Here is a 21019-nt window from a genome sequence, read left to right as displayed (position 1 = left end):
AAAATACGACAAAGGCATGAGATCTTGCTATGGTCTACGCCAATCTCATCTCAATAATATGCTTTCTGAATCCTATCTTTTCATACGCCTTGATTGCTGGCATATTACCATCGTATACAGTCAAACGAATTTCGTTCAATCCCTTTTCCGTTGACCATATTTTGAGTTCCTTGATAACAAGGGCATTGAGTCCCTTTCCTCTATAATCAGGGTGCGTATACATAAAACCAAGATACGAGTAAAACTCATGGTCTAAATAAGGTCTTGCCCGCTTTTTCAGGGCATAACCGGATGCAACTATTTTGGTATCATAGGTCACCACAATAACTTGGGCATCTTCAGAATGAATAAGCTCGTCAAGGTCATAATAGGTTATCGGATCTTCGGCCAAAGTGGTATCAAAGGGCCTTTCCGCAAGAATCACCCCTTGTTCAAACTTCAGAAGGGTTTTTAAATCTTCACTCGTGGCCGCTCTTACGAGAAATTCTTCCATAGGTTCACTGCTTACTTTTGATAGACAATACGCCTAAAGTACTATATATTTACAAAAAAATAGAGCAATGCATTTTCTATCCGAGGTTTTGGAAACCTATATTCAAGAACATTCCGAAGCCGAGCCCAAACTACTTCAAGAGCTTACCCGCGAAACCCACTTGAAAGTGGTTCGTCCGCGTATGATCACCGGGCATTTTCAGGGAAGAGTATTAAGCATACTCTCAAAACTCATCAACCCTAAATATATACTGGAAATAGGCACATACACGGGTTATTCGGCCCTTTGCTTGGCCGAAGGGCTTCGAAAAACCGGAATGTTACATACCATCGACATCAACCCAGAACTTACCGATATGCAACGCCGTTATTTCGACCAAAGCGGCTTTGGTGAACAAATTGTACAACACCTGGGGGATGCCCTAGAGATAATTCCCCGTTTAGAACAAGTTTTCGACCTTGTGTTTATCGATGCCGAAAAACTGAGTTATGACGCCTATTTCGAAGCAGTACTACAAAGGACGACCAGTGGCAGTATCATTTTGTCCGACAATGTCTTATGGTCAGGGAAGGTAGTGACCCCATTGGATCCTAAGGACAAGGTAACCCCAATACTGCTGAACTATAACCGAAAACTGAAGGAAGACCCACGGGTAGAAACAGTGTTATTACCGATTAGGGATGGTTTAACCCTCTGTAGGGTACGATAATTGCGGTATACGATTTATAAAACAACAGTGCTGTCAAAATACCGACCAAGGTGCCCACGATAATATCCAATGGATAATGGACTCCCACAAAAATTCGACTGGTGGCAAAAAGTAACGGCCAAATGTAAAAGAACCAGGCCCACTTGAAGCGTTTTCTTAAAAAGAGGAATACGAGTGTCGTAATTGAAAAGGAGCTGGCCGCATGGCCTGAAAAGAAACTGTAAGTTCCAGGATTTTTCAGAATACGGATCAGGGTATTCACCGTCGCATCATTATTGGGTCTCAATCGGGCGAAATAGTTTTTGGTCAAATCAGTAGCCACCGAAATGAAAACGATCAATAGGGCCACGGTCAGCAAAATATAAAACGCTTCCTTTCTGGGATACTTTAGAAAGATGGCAACAATAAAAAAAATGAAAAGTGGTATCCAAGTCGGAAAGTTGGTGATGGTCGTCCAAAACCAATCATATTCATCGACCCCTAAATTGTTCAGATAGATAAAGGTATCCCTATCCCATTCCAACAATCGTTCAAGCATTTCAGTCTCTTTTGATGGTGCCCGTAATCTTTTCGACCCCATCTTTGACTTCACCGATTTCTTTGGTCAGACCTGAGGTCATGTTTTCCTTTACCTCATCGATATCTTTTTTGATATCCGAAACGAAACTAGTATCGATGCCTTGTTTGTCCGCGCTCTTTTGAATCTCTTGTTTAATATCTTCCGTCGCATCTTTCAGCTGGCGCATGCCTTTTCCAAGACCCTTTGCTATTCCCGGTATCTTATCGGCCCCAAAAACCATGACCACGATAAACATAATAAAGAATATCTCGGCTCCGCTGATAAATAAAAAATGCGTCAAAAACATAGATACAAATATAATGAAGTTTACATACCCCATGAAAAAAGCCCCGTGAAATACGGGGCTTTGAATTGTAAAAACCGGTTTTCTAACCTTTGATTTTTTCTTTCATTTGGTCAAAATCGGACTTTTCTTCTTTTCTTGGCCAGCCGTTATTGGTGGTATCGATATCAGCCGTTTCGGCCTTTGGATCGATGATGATTCCGGTCAATTCTTTTTCTGAAGACAAGACTACACTGACTTCCTTATCGTTCTTTCTCCAAATCTCCGGTGGATAGGTAATGTTCTCCTTTGAGCCATCTGCATAGGTATACTCTACAATCAACGGCATTGGAATACCGCCTGGCTTATCATAGGTAACCTCATAAAAATACTTAGGCTCTTTTACGTTGGCACGTTCAGCGGCGGTCATATTGTCCATCATAAACTCTTTTAAGGTCTGTGAGCTTTCCGATGGTGCCTTTCCTTTCATACTCTCATCAAAATCCTCGCTGCCTTCTTCGGCCAAGTATACCAGTGGAGGTAAATCAGCTTCGGTCAGGTTACGAGCCGCCATATATTCCTCCATTTTCTTAGTGGGTTTGTTCGTCACATAGTACTTTTTGATGCCCTTAACGCCTATATCCACATAATCGGTCGTATAGAACCACCCTCTCCAATACCAGTCCAAATCAACGGCAGAAGCATCTTCCATCGTTCTAAAAAAGTCCTCGGGTGTCGGATGCTTAAATTTCCAGCGTTGGGAATAGGTCTTGAACGCGTGATCAAACAATTCGCGTCCCATCACCGTTTCCCTAAGGATATTCAAAGCGGTCGCAGGCTTGGCGTAAGCGTTCGGTCCGAGTTGAAATACATTTTCAGGATTGCTCATGATTGGTGAAATCGTACTCTGATCTCCACTCATATAAGGAACTATCTTCGATGGTGCGCCCCTTCGGGAAGGATACGCGTCATTAGGTGCCACTGCTTCAGGATATGCTTCTCCGAATTCCTGTTCGGCCATATATTGCATAAAAGTATCTAGACCTTCATCCATCCAGCCCCATTGGCGTTCATCGGAATTCACGATCATCGGGAAAAAATTATGACCGACCTCATGAATAATAACACTTATCATTCCATATTTTACACGGTCTGAATACGTTCCATCGGGATTCGGACGACCGTAGTTCCAACAAATCATCGGGTACTCCATTCCTTGGTTTTTGGCATGTACCGAGATTGCTTTGGGATATGGATAATCAAAAGTGTGACTAGAATAAGATTTCAAGGTATGGGCGACTGCCTTTGTAGAATACTCTTCCCACAGGGGGTTTCCCTCTTTGGGGTATAATGAAACCGCCATAACATCCTTGTTTCCCATTTTTACCGCCTGCATGTCCCAAATGAACCTTCTTGACGTTGCAAAACCGTAGTCGCGTACATTCTCCGCTCTAAACTTCCAGGTTTTTTTCTTCTGGGAAGCTTCTTTTGAAGCTTCTTCCGCCTCTTCTTGTGTCACAATGATTACCGGCTTGTCGTATGATTTTTTTGCCTTCTCATAGCGCTTCATCATGTCTTTTGTAAAGACTTCCTTTCTGTTTTGGAGGGTTCCGGTTGCATCTAAGACGTGATCGGCAGGTACGGTAATATTCACATCATAGTTTCCGAAATTCAACGCGAATTCGCCATTGCCCCAAAATTGATGGTTCTGCCATCCTTCGACATCATTATAAACCGCCATTCGTGGAAAAAATTGAGCGATGACATAGGCGCGATGGCCATCCGCGAATTCCTCGTATCCTGAACGGGCCCGATTTACCGTATGATCCGGAATATTGAAATTCCATTTGATTGAAAACGACACCTTTTCCTTGCTTTTTAGAGGAGTAGGCAAATTGACGCGCATCATGGTAAAGTTAACAGTATGCGACAGCGGTTTTCCAGCGGCATCCTTTACTTCTTCGATGACAAAACCGCCATCAAAAGGTTCGCCCATATATTTGCTGGCAAAAGATCCGGGCTGCTCGGCCAAAGGTACTCCCCCACCGTTTTTCAATCGGGCTTTGGAGTCTTTTGTTCGAATGTTCTGATCTAATTGCACCCAAAGGTATTCTAGATCATCCGGAGAATTATTGGTGTACGTAATCGTTTCCTCACCATAAATTTTATGATTCGCATCATCAAGCTCGATATCCATTACATAATCCGCTTGCTGTTGGTAGTAATCCGGACCAGGGGCTCCGGATGCAGAGCGAAAGGTGTTCGGAGTCGCAAATTCTTCATATAACTGTTGGAACTTGCTCTGATTGGTATGCCCAGGTTCTTTTACTTTTTCTTCTTCTTGAGCGCTCAGTACTGCCGTGAAAACAAACAGTAGGGACGCCAAACAATACTTGAGTTTCGTCATTTTCTTATTTAATTAGTAGTAATTCGAAAAGTAAAGTTTTTTCAAGAAATTGTTAAGAAATGTTACAAGTTTAACACTCCTTTAGTATTCTCCTTCATGAGCACAAAACTCTTCTTCTTCCCATCGATTTTGAAGTGAACAATGTTTTGTTGGTCATCGAAAAGGTCGGTAAGCATCTCATTTTGTATCTGGATGCTGCTTACTTCCGGATACTTTAACTGAGGTATTTCGAGATAAAATATGACAACATCATTGTCATATTTCTTGCCGATGTAGTCATAGGTTCGGGGTTCTCCGTTCACCTCTACTACGAACTTGGTCCGCAGGTATTTTTCCAAATACTCCTCAGCTAGGGGCGATTCCCGTTCCGTGTCCAATTCCGTATAGATATCATAACGTTCTTTCATAACGGCATCCATATCATCGATAAACACCCGGGAAGTAATCTGTAAGGCATCTTCTTTTTCGGAGTATCCGACATTGGTAACGCTAACATAAAATTTATGCACGGTGGTAAATGCAAGTAAAGGCAAGAACACCAAGAGGAAACATTTCTTTAAATGATGCATAGTATCTTTTTAGAGGAACAAAAATAAACAAATCGCGTGCCAGTTATGAATCAATCGGCATGATAGTCTTTACAAACGATTCGATCAACATCAGAAAAAATGTTTCGAAAGTCAGTCGTTTTCATTTTTTCCGGTGCCCAGTTCTGCAGGTCGATCGTAAACTACACTTACCCAATTACAGGTCATCGGAACGTCGGAATCAATTGGGGTCCATCTCATTATTTTTGCGGTAAGCAACACTTTTTGATTTTATAAAGTCCCATATCTTCAATCGATCATGGGTATCCACAATGGTCTGAAAAGCGGAATCCACTTCACAGAAATAGAGCAGATCATCTATTTTGTTTTCAGGTATGTTCAGTTCGGTCCGAAAGATGGAATCAGGATAAAACTCCTTCACCCGTTCTGTTCTGGAATACAGCTTATTTCGAGCTATTCGTTTCTTCAACATCTTGGTACGACCACTTATACCGTTTAGAATAGGGTTGAGAGGAATGATTCCTGCACCGGTTGTGGCTTCAAATAGTTCTCGTTCAGCTTTTGACGGAACCCTAGCATAGGCATTGGGCAACCCAACGGTGTGGGCCGTAACCACTTTTTCGGTTTTGATGACCTGCAGATCTTTTGCAATATTACCTGAAAGGTTATAGGGCGTCACAACAACTTCATCGAGCACCGTCAGTGATTCCTCCAAAGAAACGCGTACCAGCTTCTGCGCTAAAATGGCCGTAGTGATGACCAGCTCTTTCTTCTTGTACTGTACCGCCGAAAAGACCAGGGTATCGTTCAAATTTGCCTTGATGGAAAAGTACCCATCGATATCGGTAATGGTAGCTTTCTTAGTCGTCGTGTTCAACACATGGGTCGCGGCGACATCGCCATCTGCACTGGACACCTTACCCTCCAGTTGTCTTGAAAAAAAGTTCTGAGCAGTCGAAAAAGCCGAAAAAGATAAAAACGCTATGAAAAGAAGTCTATTTTTCAGCATTTATCTCTTGAAGGAATGTTTTACTATGGGTTACCAAAAAATCGATCAACTGAAATTCGTTGTCTTTCTTTAACAAGGATTGCGCGGGCATCTGCGCATCACAATAAAAAAGAAAAGCTTCTATTTTATCTTGTGGAACCTGTAAATCGAGCACAAAAAATTCATCATCATACACCTGTCTTAGCACCTCGCTCATCTTTAGAGGGGCCTTTTCCTCTTCCTTGTCCTTTTTGATGATCTTGGCCAAGGCCTTGTAGATACCTACAAAGTTCAGTCCATTCCGCATACCGCGCTCTGCATCGGAAAAAGCGATGTTCTCGACCTCCGTAGACCTGTCCGTTTCATATACAAATTCTTCTTTGAGTATTTTGTTCTTGAGTTGAATGAACCGCTCTTGCTGATCCGGGGTGACGATGACCTCATCCAATTCGGTGATTTTCTCGTTCACCTCTACTACCAAGCGGTTATTTTCGAGAATGGCATCGGTAATGGTCACTACCCTTAGCTGATAATTCACTGCCGTGAAGACCAATTCGTCACCCTGCTTGACCATGATGGCGAATTCACCTCTACTATTGGTAATAGTAGCCATTTCACTGGTGGCATTGATAACGTTTTCATTCGGTACAATGGTATTCCTGTACAGCACTTGCCCCCTCAATATACGTCTCCCATCATCCTGTGACCAGCAGAGCGTACCAAAAAGAAAAATCAACAAGTAGGGTAAAACTGACCTCATATGTTCTTAAGTTACTGAAGTTTTATGGATATTCCGTATTCCAAAACTCTGTCATATAGTTCATAAAGAAAATATAAGTTTGGTTCTTAAAAAAACGGCTGCCACTAAACTTTTGTTAATTCGTCGGTGGTCATCCAAATTGAAAACATAACCGTAGGTACTAGGAAACGAATTTTAACCGATTTCGGTAGTTCAACGAAGATTAGACCCAGTTGTCTTGATAAGTTGTATTTCGCCTATTAAAATTAGGTATGTGGCTTGATAGTTTTAATTTTGTTACCAACGGTAACCCTTAACACCGCTTTTAGATTATGAAACGAATTGTCTTCCTACTTTTTTTCGGTATTTGTATGGTTCACCTGGTTAAGGCTCAGGTGAAAATCGGGAACAATCCGGATATCCTGGATGTGACTTCCATATTGGAATTGGAGAGTACGGAAAAAGTGTTGGTCATTACACGGGTGAACACTATTCAGATGGACGCAATTGTTCCCTTACCAGGGGCTTTGGTCTATAACATTGATACGGAAAGCGTTCATTACTACGATGGAGACCAATGGGTAAATATCGGTGGTGGCGGTAGTGGTACTGGCGGTATGCTTACGGCAGATCCCATTATTAATGATTTTAGCACTATAGTCATTACCCCGACCGGTACCGGAAACAACTTGGAGGTAGCACAAAATAGTATTACAACCGAACAAATTCGAGACGGAAGTATCAATGGCACCCTAGATATTGCGGATACATCCATTGGAGCCGGCAAATTTGATGAAAATGTCATTACAAGCTTTGAACTACGCGAAAATTCAGTGGGTCCAGAGGAATTGGATAACGTGAATATTGGGGTAAGTGCCTTTGCCAATGATGTTGGCTATATCACCAGTGCCAATGTAGTCAGTGCTGATGGAGACAATGCCCTACAGGTTGGCACCGACAATGGTGCCTTTTATGATGAAACCCCTTTACTCGATGCCATTCAGGACAACGCAGACGATATCGCCGCGGACAACGATCAGAGTGCCTCCAATGAGATTCAAAATCTGACCCTCAACGGTACGGTCATCGGACTGAGCGACACGGCTGGTACGATAGATATCGGTCCTTTAATACCCGACGGAGGAACAGATGATCAGAATATCGGTCCGGTTACCTTCAATGAAACTACGAATGACCTCACCATTAATATTGAAGGCGGAAACCCTGGAGTGGTGAACTTGGACGCCTTGGCAGGAAGTAGTACGGGCACCCAAGATCTTTCTGAAGTCTTAGCGGAAGGCAACGATGGTGGAGCTGCCTTGATAAAAAACATAGGTACTCCGGTAGAGGCTCAAGATGCGGCGACCAAGGCCTATGTAGACGCGGCGGTAACGGGCGGAGGTACATTAACCAACGGGAATATTTTAATCGGAAACGCTTCCGACGAGCCGCAACAAGTTGTTGTTTCAGGGGATGCAACGCTTGCCAACAACGGTGAACTAACCATTTCGCCAAACACAATTGAGACTTCTATGATACTACCAGCCGCTGCACTTGATCCGGTAGCGGATCAAGTTTTGATTACGACGGACACGGGAGGGGTTGAATGGCAACCCTTTTCAACTGGAGGTGGAGAAGCCAATACTGCTACAAATGGAGGAACTGGCGGAGTAGGAATAACCTTAGCCAAGATTGGGGCCAACTTGCCTTTCAAAAGCATCAACTCAGGAAGCACACCCGGAATCATCACCGTAACGGATGACACAGATAACAACGAGATCGATTTAGATATTGCAAACGGCTCCTTAACCTTGGATAAATTTGCACCAAATGGCGCGAACACTGACGGTCAGATTATCCGATGGAATAACGATCTCGATGGAGACGGACCTGAAACCGATGGAGGTTGGGAACTAGGGTCGTCTGCAACTCCTACAGGTACCGCGAATCATATTTTCTTTGCGGATGCGGATTCAGGTGAACCGGTGGTGAGCGAGAATGGTGGACTCCTTTGGGATCCCGAGGCGCGTTTTGACACGGGTGCCCTGTTCGTTGGGTTAGATGGTTTTACCCAAAATAAATCTACGGAAGCCAAAATTCAGATTTTAGAAAACCTAAATGGGCAATTGGCGTACCCCCTGCAAATACACAATAGGGGCACCGAACTTGCGGCAACCCCTTCAGCAGTAGGTATGTTATTTGGTGTTGAGCGCTTTGACAGCTATGGCAAGGGCTCCTTGGTATACGAACGCACGGCTACGTCCGGAAGAGGGGATTTCCATTTTTTACAAAATACGGGTAATGATGATTCCAACCCTATATTGGATACTGACAAGGCCTTTACTATATACAACAATGGGGATGTCAAATTATACAGAGCGCTAGAAGCGAGCAATGGATTTGGAGATCCAGGGCAGGTATTGATATCGGGTGGAGATGCAGGCCCAGTGGAATGGGCAGCTCCCTCAGGTTTAGCCACGGGAACAAGCGAATGGGATATCGTGACTTGGAAACCGGACACGGACGATCCATCGACGGGGGTTTATATTTCTTCAAAACCACAGTCGTTAAAACTTGATGTTGCTGGTGATAAAGTCGATCTACTATACGGAAATGGGACTACGGTTAATTCTTCAATACAACTTGATGGAAGTACCCTTGAGGTATTTGATAACGAAACCACGGATGCAGACGATGACGTGATAAGGGTCAAACCTGCCGAGCCTCTATCGACGGATCCCGACGATCAGAAAAAGCAAATCTTGGTTACCAGCCCTAACGGCGAAACTATTGGTTGGGAAGAGTTACCTACAGGTGGAACCAATCTTGCCACAGACAATTTAACCCAAGATACAGAAGATAGAACTTATGACCTTATGGGGCAAACCTTAGTTTTCAATAGTTCAGCGGCAGGGGGAAATATCGGAATTGGGACTTTTGATAATGATCCGGGCACAACCGCTATTCCTGCACTATCAACAGACAAACTAGATGTAAATGGTCAAATTCGGGCAAGAAATGGATTTGCTGCCTCCCCTGGAAGTGAGGGCGAACCTAGTTATGGGTTTTACACCAATGATGATACAGACACCGGTATGTGGCGTGCAGGAGAAAATCGGCTGGCGTTCTCTACAACTGGCACCGAAAGGTTGGAAATAAATGCAGCAGGGAATGTAGGTATTGGCGACGAGGCCAACACAATTGATGAAAAATTGCACGTGTATGGCAATATAAAAACAGAGGGGATTATTAAAAATAGTATTGGCGATGCGGCTGCCCCAAGTTATACATTTGAAGATGATTTGGATACAGGAATGTACCGGGAAGACGACGATCGATTGGCATTTTCTACTACAGGTGCTGAAAGGTTGGAAATAGACGCAACAGGAAATGTTGGAATCGGTGATCTTACCAGTACCATAGCCGAAAAATTACATGTATTTGGAAATATTAGGGCCGAAGGAGATTTCATCTCAAACAATACAACTATACAAGTTCCTGATTATGTATTTCAACACTATTTTTCAGGAAATTCGAAGCTAAAAGCTGATTACGAATTCAAAAGCTTAAAAGAAATCGAAGCTTTTGTAAAAAGATACAAACACCTACCGGGGATCAAATCGGCCCAACAGGTTCAAGAGGAAGGTGTGTGGAATATTAGCGAATCCAATATTCAAAACCTTGAAAAGATCGAGGAGCTCTTTTTGCATACCATCGAACAGGAGCATAAAATCAAAACACTACAATCTGAAAACCAGAACTTATCGGAAGAATTACAATCGTTGAAAAGAGATCTTGAGGAGATTAAAACCCTGTTAAAAAACAACTAATCGCATCGATTTGAGGAAATATATCGGTTATATAGCAATAGGTTGTAGCGCTTGGATAAACGCCCAAACCGCCCTATACAATATTGGCAATCTAGAGGTACATACAGGTGGGCAAGTAGGGCTACATACCAACCTCATCAATGATGGCATCTTAGATGATAATCTAGGATTGGTAGGGTTTTACGGAGATACACAATTAACCGTATCGGGTGCCTTTGCACCTACCTTCTTTGATTTGGAAATCGCAAACCCTAATAACGTGGTATTGCAAACGGGCATCAACACCTTCAACACCACCAACTTCATCACGGGAAATTTTGAAACACCAAGAACCTTTACCGATAGCTATTTGAACTATCTTTTCGATGCCGCGCCGACCAATAGTAGTAATGTCAGTAAAGTTGATGGCTATGCGGCCATTACCAATAAGCAAAATTTCATATTCCCTGTGGGTGATGCCGTTCAATTAAGTCCACTCGTCTTGACCTCCGCGGAGCTCAATCAGTTGGCCAAATGCGCCTATTTTTTTGAAAGTGCCAATAGTCCGTCTACCTTCCCTTCTTTTAATACGGCTTCGAAAGGAGAAGATGTTGATTTGGTAAGCGCGACGGAATTTTGGCGTTTGGAGGGAAACATTCCTTCGACCGTGCAATTAAGCTGGAACGAACGAAGCGCCATACCGCTACTCACTGATGACCCCCTTGCCTTGATCGTTGTGGGCTGGAGCAAGGCCACCAATCAATGGGAATCCCTGGCAGGTGCCCCTTCAGTCGGTGATATCACCCAAGGATTCGTGAGTTCGTCGAGTTTCGTACCCGATGAGTATGAAATTCTGACCTTGGCAAGCACCCTAGGCGCGCCCCAAGAGCTAATTAGCATAGACAATTACCTAGTGACTGCCAATGGTGACGGAAACAATGACTCCCTGGTCATTCCCGAACTGGAGCAGTCACCTAATAACTCCCTTCAAATTTTTGATCGTTTCGGATTGAAGGTTTTTGAAATGGAAAACTATACCGACGAGTTTCGTGGCTTTGCCAATACGGGCACCATTGTGATGGGCAAAGAAAAAGGGTTACCTACTGGGGTCTACTTCTTTGTTGTTGAAATGAGAGATCTAAAGTTGGATTTTCAGGGATTCCTCTATTTAACGCGCTAAACCCACACTACCGGGCTTCAAAAGCGTATTTGATTGTCTTATGCTTTTTTTCTTACAACAAAAATACACATAAATACATACTTTTCTTACAAATTCACAACATTTACTGTGTAATTCTCCTATTCCATCCTACTTTCGGCATTCATTGACCGATACTTATGAAACAACTTTTATGGACTTTGCTTTTACTATCCGCATATAGCGCATGGGCCCAAGTCAAGGTAGGTGATAACATCAATACTATCGATGGCTCTTCTATTTTGGAGCTCGAAAGTTCGACTAAAGTATTCGTACCTACCCGAATGACCACAAACCAAATGAATGTACTTGTTCCATTGGAAGGGGCGATGGTCTATAATACGGATGAGGAATGTCTTTTCATTTTTAAAGGAGCAGCATGGAAAAGTCTTTGCCATTCACGAGCGTTGGTTACGACAGCTGCCACTGCTCCTTTAAACCCTAATACAGGTGATATTTGGTTCAACGATATGGATTCGTCAGTGAACTTATGGGATGGAACGACTTGGATCCCTCTTCCCTCCCAGATTTCGAACGGTGGTGGAGTGCCCAGTGCCATTACAGCTCCTAATCCGGTCAGAGGGACACTTTATGTAGACCGCAACACCGGTACGATTTATGCATACGACGGCACCACTTGGATCCTACAGACTGTCAATGCTACAAACGGACTCACCAAAGGTGCGGGCAACATGGAGCTCGGTGGTTCCTTGACCAGGGCAACCGAAATCACAACAGATGCCAACTACACATTGGCTATCCGTGGTCTAGAAGAAAACACGGACCCGACCAACTCTATAGTAATGGTGGATGAAACAAGTGGAGTCCTAAGAAAATCATCCATATCCGGATTGGTACAACAAGAGGAGGTCGTTATCCTTGCAAATGACAGCCAAAACCGATTCACACCACCATTGACCATTTCCAACTCAAAAAAACTAAATGTCTATCGTAATGGCATTAAGCTAGGTTTTACTGTAGTCGATGATACGACCATCGAACTCGAGAATCCGGTGGTCTGTTTTCAAAATGACGAAATCAGAATCGTACAATTTTATTAATGAACCTTTCAAATAAGAATAGTAATAATTAAATCAAATCCCTTTATCATGAAAATCTTAACGTATCAAAAATTTGTAAAAACAGGCATGTTTGCCATTGCCTTAATGACTTTTGGCATCACGACTGCCCAACAAACAGCGGGAGACTCGGCAAAAGAAGCCGATATTCAGCCGGGAGTTACCAATCTAGGTGGATCGGTCAAGGTCATTGACAATAAGGGTACCATTAAGTACCTCCAATCTAAAAATGGTATCACGATGTTATCGAATACGACAGCAGATGTGACCACCACAACCTGGCAATTGGGTGGCACATTGACCGACGATACTTTTATCGACGCAAATGGCAACGTTTTCGGCCTAGACGGTATTGAACTGGTTACCACGGAACTGCCTTCAACCGATGCCACCACCGAATCAAATCATGGAACGGGCACCGGCTATACTATCCTTGTTCGGGATGAAGCCACAGGAGCCACAAAGAAACTATTGGCCTCTGATTTGCTACAAAGCGGACAGGAAAGCTTTACAGCGGCTGCCGCACAGGTCTCTTATCCCTTGACCGGAAGCCCTGTCTTACCTGCATTTAGCCAAGTATGGGTATATAGAAACGGTGCGAAACTAATTTCAAATGTCGACTATACCGTTTCTGCTTCTACGGTTACCCTTGTACCCAATACGGTCGTTCCCAATGACTGGACGGTATATGCCGGAGATATCATTGAAGTACAGTATGTCAAGTAAAAGGTACTGTAAGAAGCTCAAAAGTGTACATACAAAGGAAGGTATTTAGGCGTCCGTCTCGTACGCTTAAATACATTCCGGATTTCAAGAAACGGCCTATGCGACCCTCTTTGCATCTTATTCTTCAGGGTTCAAAACAAATCGATCACACCCTGGATCAATCATTGTAATGTCAGATTCCTGCAACATAGCTACTTTAAAAAATTTGATGGTAATCTTATTGGCCCTCTCTGGGTGTGTAAGAGTTACAGCTCAGGAAGAAACCGTTATTGACAATAAGGGCAATATCATCACCGTAAAGAACAATATAGTGACCACCGGCACTAGTGCCCCAACTAGCCCGATAGAAGGTGATGTGTGGTTTGACACCACTGATCCAAATCAGCGGATCACATCGGTTTGGGATGGAACTGCTTGGCAGGAGGTGATTCATGAGGGAACGAGTGGATCTCTTTTTTTTGCTGCGGCCGACGGTCGACCAAATGAAGATCATACCGAACTGTTCTGGGACGACACGAATAATCGCTTAGGGGTCGGTACAAATGCCCCCTCGAGCAAATTAGAAGTGACCGGCGCTGTTCGATCTCAAGGTATTCGCAATTCCAACGGTAGCTTAGTAGAACCTTCTTATAGATTTACCAGTGATTCCAATACGGGCATGTTCAGCCCTGCGGACGATGAGATAGCTTTTAGTGTCGGAGGTATTGAAGCCATTCGTTTCGACGAAAACTCAGGTTCCACCAGTGTTCAAATCAACGAAATCCTAGAATTGGAAGGGCAACTATGGGACGAGAATGATACGGCAGGGACGGCAGGACAAGTGCTCATAGCGACTATGACAGGAACCACCTGGTCATCGCAACCCATTAGAGCCTACGGAAAAATTGCGGCAAATGGAGCAGTTACCAAAGCTACAACCGGTATAACCGTCACCAAGCTTGCCGGTAACGGATATTATCGGGTAAACCTCCCCGCAGGTCTGGTTTCAGATGCTGATTACATCATTCAACTCACCCAACCGGGAAGAGGAGGCGCTGGAAACGATGATCCAGGCATATCGTACTCCAATCAGACCACAACAAGTTTTGAGGTCATTATTGGAGATAACGATAATGGAGGTTCAAATAGGGCAAGATTCAATTCAGAATTCATGTTTACGGTCCTTGATTTATAGTACAAATGAAAAAAACAATTCTTGTTGTTCTCTTGGCACTACCACTTATCTGCAAAGCACAGATAGATGGAAACCTACTATTGGGTTTGACCCACGCAACTACAGCGGAGACCAGCACTATCGTTAATGCCATCGAAGGGTCACTATTATATAATAGCACGGAAAAAAAAGTCATGCTCTTCAATGGAAATGGATGGGCAGAACCGATAGTACTAGCATCAGACCTCCTCGACGGCGATGACGACACCACCAACGCGGCAGGTAATGGGCTACTTTTAAACGATACTCTTTTTTCAGTGAACAATGCGGTTATTACACCGGAATGGAACAATATAACGAACGTTCCTATCACCCTGGATCTTGATACGGCTAACGAGATTCAATTGCTCTCCAAAAACGGAACCAGTATCATCTTAAGCAATGGAGGGGGTTCTAATACGGAAACCGAAACCAATCTGACCCAAGACAATGGCTCAGGTATCCTTACCTATACAAGCGAATCAGGCAGTACCTCGACGGCCAACGTAGTCTCAACAAATGCCAATAATTCGATTACCGTTGGATCGGACGGTGGAGCTTTCTTGGAACAAACGATAGCAACCACAACCGTTTTGGTCGATACTGCACCAGGTACGGATCCTATGTACACCTTTACCACACTTCAAGACGACAATCGGGTCATGAACACTCCTACCATAACGAGCCTTTCTCCTATTTCCTTGATCGCTGTAGAAAAGATGACCATTGTGACTTCCGTGTCGAATTGATAACCAATAGCCATGAAAAAACTACCAATTGTACTCGCACTGTTTAGTCAAGTCATTGGGGCCCAGGAATCCCTTCACAACCTGGGAAATCTCAAGATACACGAGAACGGGGCTATTGGTTTTCATTCCAACCTTATCAATAATGGTTCCTTCGATGAAAACTTAGGTTTAGCGGGATTTTTCAATGGCACCAGCACATCCATTTCCGGAGCGTTTCGTCCTGTTTTTAATGATCTGGAGGTCATGGTGAGACAAGATCTTTTCCTTGAAGTAGGGATAGGAATCGAGAGGCATCTCAATTTTATCGACGGCACGATTACAACTCCTAGAGCTATACCGGATGTGACCACCGACTTCTTAGAGGAAGCTATCTATTCCGGTCAACGTGACGCCGCCAAGGTAGATGGTTACGCCGCGATGGTCGAAAAACAGCAGTTTCTATTTCCTGTAGGAGATACGGAACGCCTTCGACCCCTTCAGCTAGAGTTAGCAAACGACTCCATAACCGCTACATGTGCCTATTTCTTTGAAAATCCCAATACACCCAAAATCCTGATTGATAACTTTGACACCCAAATTCTAGGCGATAATGTACAGGCCGTCAGTACTGCCGAGTTCTGGCATTTGAAAGGTATCTCCTCCGGTAAGGTAGAGATCCAATGGGATGACCGGAGTACTATCGGCAACTTCGTTGATCGCATTGAACAGCTAACCATAGTAGGTTGGCATGTTGGTAAAAAAGAATGGCATGATCTGGGCATTGCTGCACAAAATGGGGATATGGCTTTCGGCAGAATGGTTTCCGACTACTTCGATCTCGCAGTATATCCCATTCTGACTTTCGGAAGAAATACCAACCCAATGAAACCGTTACGCGACAATTATTTAATTACCTTGAATAATGACGGTATCAACGACTATCTGGTCATACCAGCAGTGGAGCAGTCTCCAAATAACCTGCTTAAAATATTTAATCGCTGGGGCCGAGCGGTCTATATTGACGAAAATTATCGCAACGACTTTAATGGAAAAAATAATACCGACGTAGCACTAAGAAAAAGCAAAAACCTTCCTATTGGCCTCTATTTTTACGTCATTGAACTGAAAGACCTCGATACCTCCCATCAGGGATATCTGTACATCAACGAGTAACCATACCGCGGTTGAGGTCCCATTTTTCCATCTCCGGTAATATTTATTTACCTTTAAAACGGTATCCATATAATACAATACCTTTGCTCGCGTTTTGTATAGGTGACCAGTGAACGAAATTAACATTTATGAAACGTAGATCATTCATTAAAAAAACGGGTATATCGGGGTTTACCTTGGCCCTTGCCCCGAACATTTCCTTTTCATCGAACAAAGACTTCGAGTACTCCATACTAGAGCTAATGGGAAAAACCGATATCGAATTGGTCGGTAAAGGAATCAACCTTAGGCCCTTAGCACATGACGCGTTTGTTGAAATGAAAAAGGCCGCCTATAGTGATGGTATTGACCTTAAAATTGTATCTAGCTATCGTAATTTTGGCAGACAAGAGGCCATTTGGGAGCGCAAATATGAACGATATACGCAAGAAAACGGTATGGAACCACTCGAAGCAATCGATAAGATTATCGAGTATTCTACAGTACCAGGCACCAGTCGGCACCATTGGGGAACCGATGTGGATATCGTCGACGGCTACCGCAAAGTAGAAGGAGATGTTCTGCTACCATCAAAATTCGAATCCGGAGGACCGTATGAAGATTTTAAAAAATGGATGGACGAGAATGCCAATACCTTTGATTTTTATCTAGTGTATACTAATGACCCTAAGAGAAAGGGATTCAAATACGAACCTTGGCACTATAGTTTTGCGCCTATATCAGTACCTATGTTGACCGAATTTCGCCGAAAAAATATCATGCAACTATTGCAACAAGAAGAATTTCTCGGTTGTGAGCATTTTACCAATGGGTTTATCACTAATTATATTCAGAACAACATTTTAGGGGTCAACAAAGAACTTCTTTAAAAACGCTTTTGATTTCTGAGTCTTTTTGTATCTTCCATGACTAACTAAACACTAGTCATCATGAGAAGAGGAAGCTGGAAAATCCGGATCTTTATCGGCTTGGCAATCGTCGCATTCGCCTTCGTCAAAAAGTGTAACAATACCGAAGAAAACCCGTATACCGGCAGATCACAGCATATCACCATGAATGCTGATCAAGAGATTGCCATCGGTCTTGAAAGTGCTCCGCAGATGGCGCAACAGCACGGAGGACTCTACCCGGACGAACGTCTGCAATCCTTCGTCGATGCGGTAGGCAATAAACTGGTTCAGAATAGTCTTGCCAGAGAGACACCCTATAAATACGATTTTCACTTGTTGGCAGATGACCGTACGATCAATGCTTTTGCCCTACCTGGTGGCCAATGTTTTATTACCTACGCTTTGTTTTCACAGTTAAATGAGGCACAACTTGCCGGGGTTTTGGGCCATGAAATAGGTCATGTAATTGGTCGGCATTCCGCGGAGAGAATCGCTTCTAGCGAATTTTGGAGAACGGCCACCATGGGGGCTACCGTAGGTGCTGGGGATATTGGCAATGTTGTTGGTGGAATCGGTCAAAACACCCTACTTAAAAATGGAAGGGGAGATGAGCTAGAAAGTGATGATTTAGGGGTCTTGATCATGATGCGATCGGGTTATGACCCAAATGAAATGATCAAAGTAATGCAAATTCTGAAGACCGCCGCCGGACCCAATCGCGTGCCGGAATTTCAAAGTACGCATCCGGATCCAGAGAATCGCATTCAAAAAATAAAGGAATCCATCGCCAAATACCGCGGTCAGCAATAATGTTAATTCGCTCCAAAAGCTTGTAAATCAGGCATTTTTTCGTAATTTAGGGTATCCCAAGAACTTATCGCGACCCAAATTTAACCCTTGTAGCTTTATATGAATTCAAAATAAATCTATATGGGAGCTCTTCTGCATTTTAAAAACCTCTACGCGCGGGCATTCGAAGATTGCAAGCCTGAAATAGTTGTAGTAGTATTGAAAATATATTCCGTATTTTGTGCGTTGATGATCTTTATGGCAATTTATGCCTTATCCGATAGGGCCTTAAATGGCTGGGATTTCTAAAAAATACCTTTTTTGCTCCTTTACCTGAACACTATATGAAGTGAAAAATGGATTTAAAAAAAGCCCATTCGGGAATTCCCGAATGGGCTTTTTAATTCTCGTCGGTTTTGACAAGGTTGCTTGATTGATGAATTCTTCGTCAGTACTTACGTCTGTGCATTGAGCACTGCCAATACATCTTGGGCATTTGATAGTTTCGCATGTTTTTCAATGCTCCAGCCCTTGTTGCAGCGTTTTTTCAAATCCGCTCCATTTTCAATGAGAAGTTCCAAGATTTCTGCCTTATTGTAGCGTGCTGCAAAAATAGCGGGAGTCATTCCCAAGGATTTCTTGTTCACATCTTCCCCGAGGTTGATCAGTTTCTTAACGGTCTCTAACTCGCCTTTCATAATAGCTTTGCAAAAAGAACTCAATTCGGCTTTGGCGAGCGCAGTGACCGTAACTGCGTTAGTTTCCCTTTGATCGTGATTTGCCTCCACAGAGGCAGTAGCCATTAGCAATAGTGCTGTAGCTACGGTGAGAACAGTTTTTTTCATGATGAGTGATTTAAAATCTGCCAAATGGCAGATAGATTGATGAATAGATTTTACCTATATAAATATAGACGACCCCAATAGCTTTTTGTTTCATGATTAACAGTTAAATAACTAAAGTTTAACAACTTGGGCGATTTTAACTTAAAATATTTAACAGATTGATTCTCCTTTATGAAATACCTAAAAAGGTTTGGCTATTTCTAGTGTTACTTGACAAATCGTACTACTTTTGAAATTCAACCTCATTCGTTTTTGACCATTAAGAAATGAAGGAGACAAACAACTGAAACTCTTTCGACGATTTAAAATAGGCCGATGAAAAAAAAAGTGATCCTAATGATATTAGATGGGTGGGGTAAATCTCCCGACCCAAAAGTGTCTGCAATCGAAAACGCGAATACTCCTTTTGTAGATTCCCTTTACCGCAACTATCCGAATGCCAATTTATTGACCGATGGCATGAACGTAGGATTGCCGGAAGGCCAAATGGGCAATAGCGAAGTGGGTCATATGAACTTAGGGGCCGGTAGAATCGTATATCAAGACCTCGCCAAAATCAATTTGGCCGTAAAGGAGAATACTTTAAGAGATGAGCCGGTGCTTCAAGATGCCTTTGCCTATGCAAAAAAGGAAGACAAGGCCATTCATTTTTTAGGTTTGCTAAGTGATGGTGGGGTACATAGTCATACCTCACACCTAAGAGGCCTAATCGAAGCCGGCGAATCAGCCGGGGTTAAAAAAATGTTCGTTCATGCCTTTACCGACGGACGGGATGTGGATCCCAAAAGCGGTAAGGGATATGTAGAAAATCTATTACAGTTCTGCCAAGATAAGAATGCTTCCCTGGCCTCGGTCATTGGAAGGTACTATGCCATGGATCGGGATAAACGCTGGGAACGTGTGAAACTCGCTTATGATCTATTGGTCAATGGCGCTGGCACAAAGACCACCGATGTTTCTGCTGCCCTTCAAGAAAGCTATGATGATGGCATTACCGATGAGTTCATCAAGCCTATTTCGGTGGTAAATGACTTGGACATGGAATCAACGAAAATCTCGGAAGATGATGTTGTGGTCTTTTTTAATTTCAGGACCGACCGTGGTCGTGAGTTGACCCAAATGCTGAGTCAAGCCGACTTTCATGAACAAAATACCCATAGGTTAAACCTGCACTATGTAACCTTGACCAATTATGATGATTCCTTCGAAAATGTACATGTGGTCTATGACAAGGATAATATTCAAGATACCTTGGGTGAGGTACTGTCAAGTCATGGCAAGAAACAGATACGGATTGCGGAAACTGAGAAATACCCGCACGTAACCTTCTTTTTCAATGGGGGAAGAGAAGTACCTTTCGAGGGGGAAGAACGTATTCTTTGCCCTTCCCCAAAGGTGGCCACCTATGATCTTAAACCCGAAATGAGCGCTTTCGAAATTCGGGACGCCATCATTCCCGAGCTTGAAAAAAGCGAAGTCGACTTCGTCTGCTTGAACTTTGCAAACCCTGATATGGTTGGACACACCGGTGACATGAACGCGGCGATTAAGGCCTGCGAAACTGTGGATAGCTGTGCCGAATCGGTCATTTCGGCCGGATTAAAAAGCGGATATAGTACTATTGTAATCGCAGATCACGGTAATTGTGAGACGATGATCAATCCTGATGGATCTCCGAATACAGCGCACACCACCAATCCGGTACCCCTAATTTTAGTGGACCAAGAATTAAAGGAAATCAAAGACGGCGTACTAGGGGATATTGCGCCTACCATTCTAAAACTTATGGGAATCGACCAGCCCGAATTAATGAGCTGCAAGTCGTTAATTTAGATAACTGATTTCAAATCTTTACCTTTGCGGG

The 21019-nt window shown here is 43.3% G+C and carries 20 protein-coding genes; 12 read left to right on the top strand and 8 right to left on the bottom strand.

Annotated elements, in window-relative coordinates; translation table 11 throughout:
* Window positions 1-34 precede the first annotated feature (34 nt).
* Entirely contained in the window at window positions 35-493 is a 459-nt protein-coding gene (locus tag ACKWCA_RS21435) for a GNAT family N-acetyltransferase (RefSeq protein ID WP_413980297.1), read from the bottom strand.
* A gap of 67 nt (window positions 494-560) precedes the next feature.
* Here ACKWCA_RS21435 and ACKWCA_RS21430 point away from each other — a divergent pair, with 67 nt between their 5' ends.
* Window positions 561-1202, top strand: coding sequence for an O-methyltransferase (locus ACKWCA_RS21430; protein WP_413980296.1), 642 nt, complete (start codon window positions 561-563; stop codon window positions 1200-1202).
* Here ACKWCA_RS21430 and ACKWCA_RS21425 read toward each other — a convergent pair.
* From ACKWCA_RS21425 to ACKWCA_RS21400, 6 genes are all read right to left on the bottom strand, one after another.
* Window positions 1168-1740 carry a phosphatase PAP2 family protein gene (locus ACKWCA_RS21425; protein ID WP_413980295.1) on the bottom strand — a complete coding sequence of 191 codons (573 nt, stop codon included), beginning with the start codon at window positions 1738-1740 and terminating at the stop codon, window positions 1168-1170. The genes ACKWCA_RS21430 and ACKWCA_RS21425 overlap by 35 nt on opposite strands.
* 1 nt (window position 1741) lies before the next feature.
* Window positions 1742-2068: a Sec-independent protein translocase subunit TatA/TatB gene (locus tag ACKWCA_RS21420; protein WP_413980294.1), complete on the bottom strand. Its 327-nt coding sequence runs from the start codon at window positions 2066-2068 to the stop codon at window positions 1742-1744.
* Between the two features lie 82 nt (window positions 2069-2150).
* Entirely contained in the window at window positions 2151-4451 is a 2301-nt protein-coding gene (locus ACKWCA_RS21415) for a M1 family metallopeptidase (RefSeq protein ID WP_413980293.1), read from the bottom strand.
* A 62-nt stretch (window positions 4452-4513) separates the two neighbouring features.
* Complete coding sequence (locus ACKWCA_RS21410) at window positions 4514-5020, bottom strand: DUF6702 family protein (protein ID WP_413980292.1); 507 nt, start codon at window positions 5018-5020, stop codon at window positions 4514-4516.
* A 199-nt stretch (window positions 5021-5219) separates the two neighbouring features.
* Entirely contained in the window at window positions 5220-6008 is a 789-nt protein-coding gene (locus ACKWCA_RS21405) for a carboxypeptidase-like regulatory domain-containing protein (RefSeq protein ID WP_413980291.1), read from the bottom strand.
* Window positions 5995-6747, bottom strand: a complete 753-nt coding sequence (locus ACKWCA_RS21400; protein WP_413980290.1) for a carboxypeptidase-like regulatory domain-containing protein — start codon at window positions 6745-6747, stop codon at window positions 5995-5997. The genes ACKWCA_RS21405 and ACKWCA_RS21400 overlap by 14 nt, the downstream gene beginning before the upstream one ends.
* Window positions 6748-7058: 311 nt before the next feature.
* Between ACKWCA_RS21400 and ACKWCA_RS21395 the strand changes: the two genes are divergently transcribed.
* The 10 genes from ACKWCA_RS21395 (at window position 7059) to ACKWCA_RS21350 (ending at window position 18619) form a co-directional block, all read left to right on the top strand.
* Complete coding sequence (locus ACKWCA_RS21395; protein WP_413980289.1) at window positions 7059-10556, top strand: beta strand repeat-containing protein; 3498 nt, start codon at window positions 7059-7061, stop codon at window positions 10554-10556.
* 10 nt (window positions 10557-10566) lie between these two features.
* Window positions 10567-11715 (top strand): gliding motility-associated C-terminal domain-containing protein, encoded by a 1149-nt coding sequence (locus ACKWCA_RS21390; protein ID WP_413980288.1) that lies wholly within the window; start codon window positions 10567-10569, stop codon window positions 11713-11715.
* Window positions 11716-11873: 158 nt separating this feature from the next.
* Window positions 11874-12794: a hypothetical protein gene (locus ACKWCA_RS21385; protein WP_413980287.1), complete on the top strand. Its 921-nt coding sequence runs from the start codon at window positions 11874-11876 to the stop codon at window positions 12792-12794.
* A gap of 48 nt (window positions 12795-12842) precedes the next feature.
* Window positions 12843-13538 carry a hypothetical protein gene (locus ACKWCA_RS21380; RefSeq protein WP_413980286.1) on the top strand — a complete coding sequence of 232 codons (696 nt, stop codon included), beginning with the start codon at window positions 12843-12845 and terminating at the stop codon, window positions 13536-13538.
* A 208-nt stretch (window positions 13539-13746) separates the two neighbouring features.
* On the top strand, window positions 13747-14712 hold the full coding sequence (locus ACKWCA_RS21375) for a hypothetical protein (protein WP_413980285.1): 966 nt from the start codon (window positions 13747-13749) through the stop codon (window positions 14710-14712).
* 5 nt (window positions 14713-14717) lie between these two features.
* Window positions 14718-15479: a hypothetical protein gene (locus ACKWCA_RS21370; protein WP_413980284.1), complete on the top strand. Its 762-nt coding sequence runs from the start codon at window positions 14718-14720 to the stop codon at window positions 15477-15479.
* A 12-nt stretch (window positions 15480-15491) separates the two neighbouring features.
* Entirely contained in the window at window positions 15492-16631 is a 1140-nt protein-coding gene (locus ACKWCA_RS21365; RefSeq protein ID WP_413980283.1) for a gliding motility-associated C-terminal domain-containing protein, read from the top strand.
* Between the two features lie 128 nt (window positions 16632-16759).
* Window positions 16760-17500 carry a M15 family metallopeptidase gene (locus tag ACKWCA_RS21360; protein WP_413980282.1) on the top strand — a complete coding sequence of 247 codons (741 nt, stop codon included), beginning with the start codon at window positions 16760-16762 and terminating at the stop codon, window positions 17498-17500.
* A gap of 60 nt (window positions 17501-17560) precedes the next feature.
* The gene (locus ACKWCA_RS21355) at window positions 17561-18331 is read left to right on the top strand and encodes a M48 family metalloprotease (RefSeq protein ID WP_413980281.1); all 771 of its coding nucleotides are present in this window, start codon (window positions 17561-17563) and stop codon (window positions 18329-18331) included.
* A 120-nt stretch (window positions 18332-18451) separates the two neighbouring features.
* Window positions 18452-18619: a DUF6747 family protein gene (locus tag ACKWCA_RS21350; RefSeq protein WP_413980280.1), complete on the top strand. Its 168-nt coding sequence runs from the start codon at window positions 18452-18454 to the stop codon at window positions 18617-18619.
* Window positions 18620-18765: 146 nt separating this feature from the next.
* On the opposite strand, the gene ACKWCA_RS21345 is transcribed toward ACKWCA_RS21350, so the two are convergent.
* A complete protein-coding gene (locus ACKWCA_RS21345) occupies window positions 18766-19155 on the bottom strand; it encodes an ankyrin repeat domain-containing protein (RefSeq protein ID WP_413980279.1) in 390 nt (129 codons plus the stop codon).
* A 315-nt stretch (window positions 19156-19470) separates the two neighbouring features.
* On the opposite strand from ACKWCA_RS21345, the gene gpmI reads away from it, so the two are divergent.
* Window positions 19471-20988 carry a 2,3-bisphosphoglycerate-independent phosphoglycerate mutase gene (gene gpmI / locus ACKWCA_RS21340; RefSeq protein ID WP_413980278.1) on the top strand — a complete coding sequence of 506 codons (1518 nt, stop codon included), beginning with the start codon at window positions 19471-19473 and terminating at the stop codon, window positions 20986-20988.
* Window positions 20989-21019 lie beyond the last annotated feature (31 nt).

Origin of the sequence: Maribacter corallii (assembly GCF_047345415.1) — a bacterium.
GTDB lineage: Bacteria > Bacteroidota > Bacteroidia > Flavobacteriales > Flavobacteriaceae > Maribacter_C.
This window is presented reverse-complemented; position numbering and strand designations above follow the sequence as displayed.

Coding starts and splice junctions, on each gene's coding strand:
- ACKWCA_RS21365 (WP_413980283.1), top strand. CDS start 15,492: ATGAAAAAACTACCAATTGTACTCGCACTGTTTAGTCAAGTCATTGGG.
- ACKWCA_RS21435 (WP_413980297.1), bottom strand. CDS start 493: ATGGAAGAATTTCTCGTAAGAGCGGCCACGAGTGAAGATTTAAAAACC.
- ACKWCA_RS21420 (WP_413980294.1), bottom strand. CDS start 2,068: ATGTTTTTGACGCATTTTTTATTTATCAGCGGAGCCGAGATATTCTTT.
- ACKWCA_RS21425 (WP_413980295.1), bottom strand. CDS start 1,740: ATGCTTGAACGATTGTTGGAATGGGATAGGGATACCTTTATCTATCTG.
- ACKWCA_RS21380 (WP_413980286.1), top strand. CDS start 12,843: ATGAAAATCTTAACGTATCAAAAATTTGTAAAAACAGGCATGTTTGCC.
- ACKWCA_RS21355 (WP_413980281.1), top strand. CDS start 17,561: ATGAGAAGAGGAAGCTGGAAAATCCGGATCTTTATCGGCTTGGCAATC.
- gpmI (WP_413980278.1), top strand. CDS start 19,471: ATGAAAAAAAAAGTGATCCTAATGATATTAGATGGGTGGGGTAAATCT.
- ACKWCA_RS21360 (WP_413980282.1), top strand. CDS start 16,760: ATGAAACGTAGATCATTCATTAAAAAAACGGGTATATCGGGGTTTACC.
- ACKWCA_RS21395 (WP_413980289.1), top strand. CDS start 7,059: ATGAAACGAATTGTCTTCCTACTTTTTTTCGGTATTTGTATGGTTCAC.
- ACKWCA_RS21415 (WP_413980293.1), bottom strand. CDS start 4,451: ATGACGAAACTCAAGTATTGTTTGGCGTCCCTACTGTTTGTTTTCACG.
- ACKWCA_RS21370 (WP_413980284.1), top strand. CDS start 14,718: ATGAAAAAAACAATTCTTGTTGTTCTCTTGGCACTACCACTTATCTGC.
- ACKWCA_RS21405 (WP_413980291.1), bottom strand. CDS start 6,008: ATGCTGAAAAATAGACTTCTTTTCATAGCGTTTTTATCTTTTTCGGCT.
- ACKWCA_RS21375 (WP_413980285.1), top strand. CDS start 13,747: ATGGTAATCTTATTGGCCCTCTCTGGGTGTGTAAGAGTTACAGCTCAG.
- ACKWCA_RS21350 (WP_413980280.1), top strand. CDS start 18,452: ATGGGAGCTCTTCTGCATTTTAAAAACCTCTACGCGCGGGCATTCGAA.
- ACKWCA_RS21345 (WP_413980279.1), bottom strand. CDS start 19,155: ATGAAAAAAACTGTTCTCACCGTAGCTACAGCACTATTGCTAATGGCT.
- ACKWCA_RS21385 (WP_413980287.1), top strand. CDS start 11,874: ATGAAACAACTTTTATGGACTTTGCTTTTACTATCCGCATATAGCGCA.
- ACKWCA_RS21430 (WP_413980296.1), top strand. CDS start 561: ATGCATTTTCTATCCGAGGTTTTGGAAACCTATATTCAAGAACATTCC.
- ACKWCA_RS21410 (WP_413980292.1), bottom strand. CDS start 5,020: ATGCATCATTTAAAGAAATGTTTCCTCTTGGTGTTCTTGCCTTTACTT.
- ACKWCA_RS21400 (WP_413980290.1), bottom strand. CDS start 6,747: ATGAGGTCAGTTTTACCCTACTTGTTGATTTTTCTTTTTGGTACGCTC.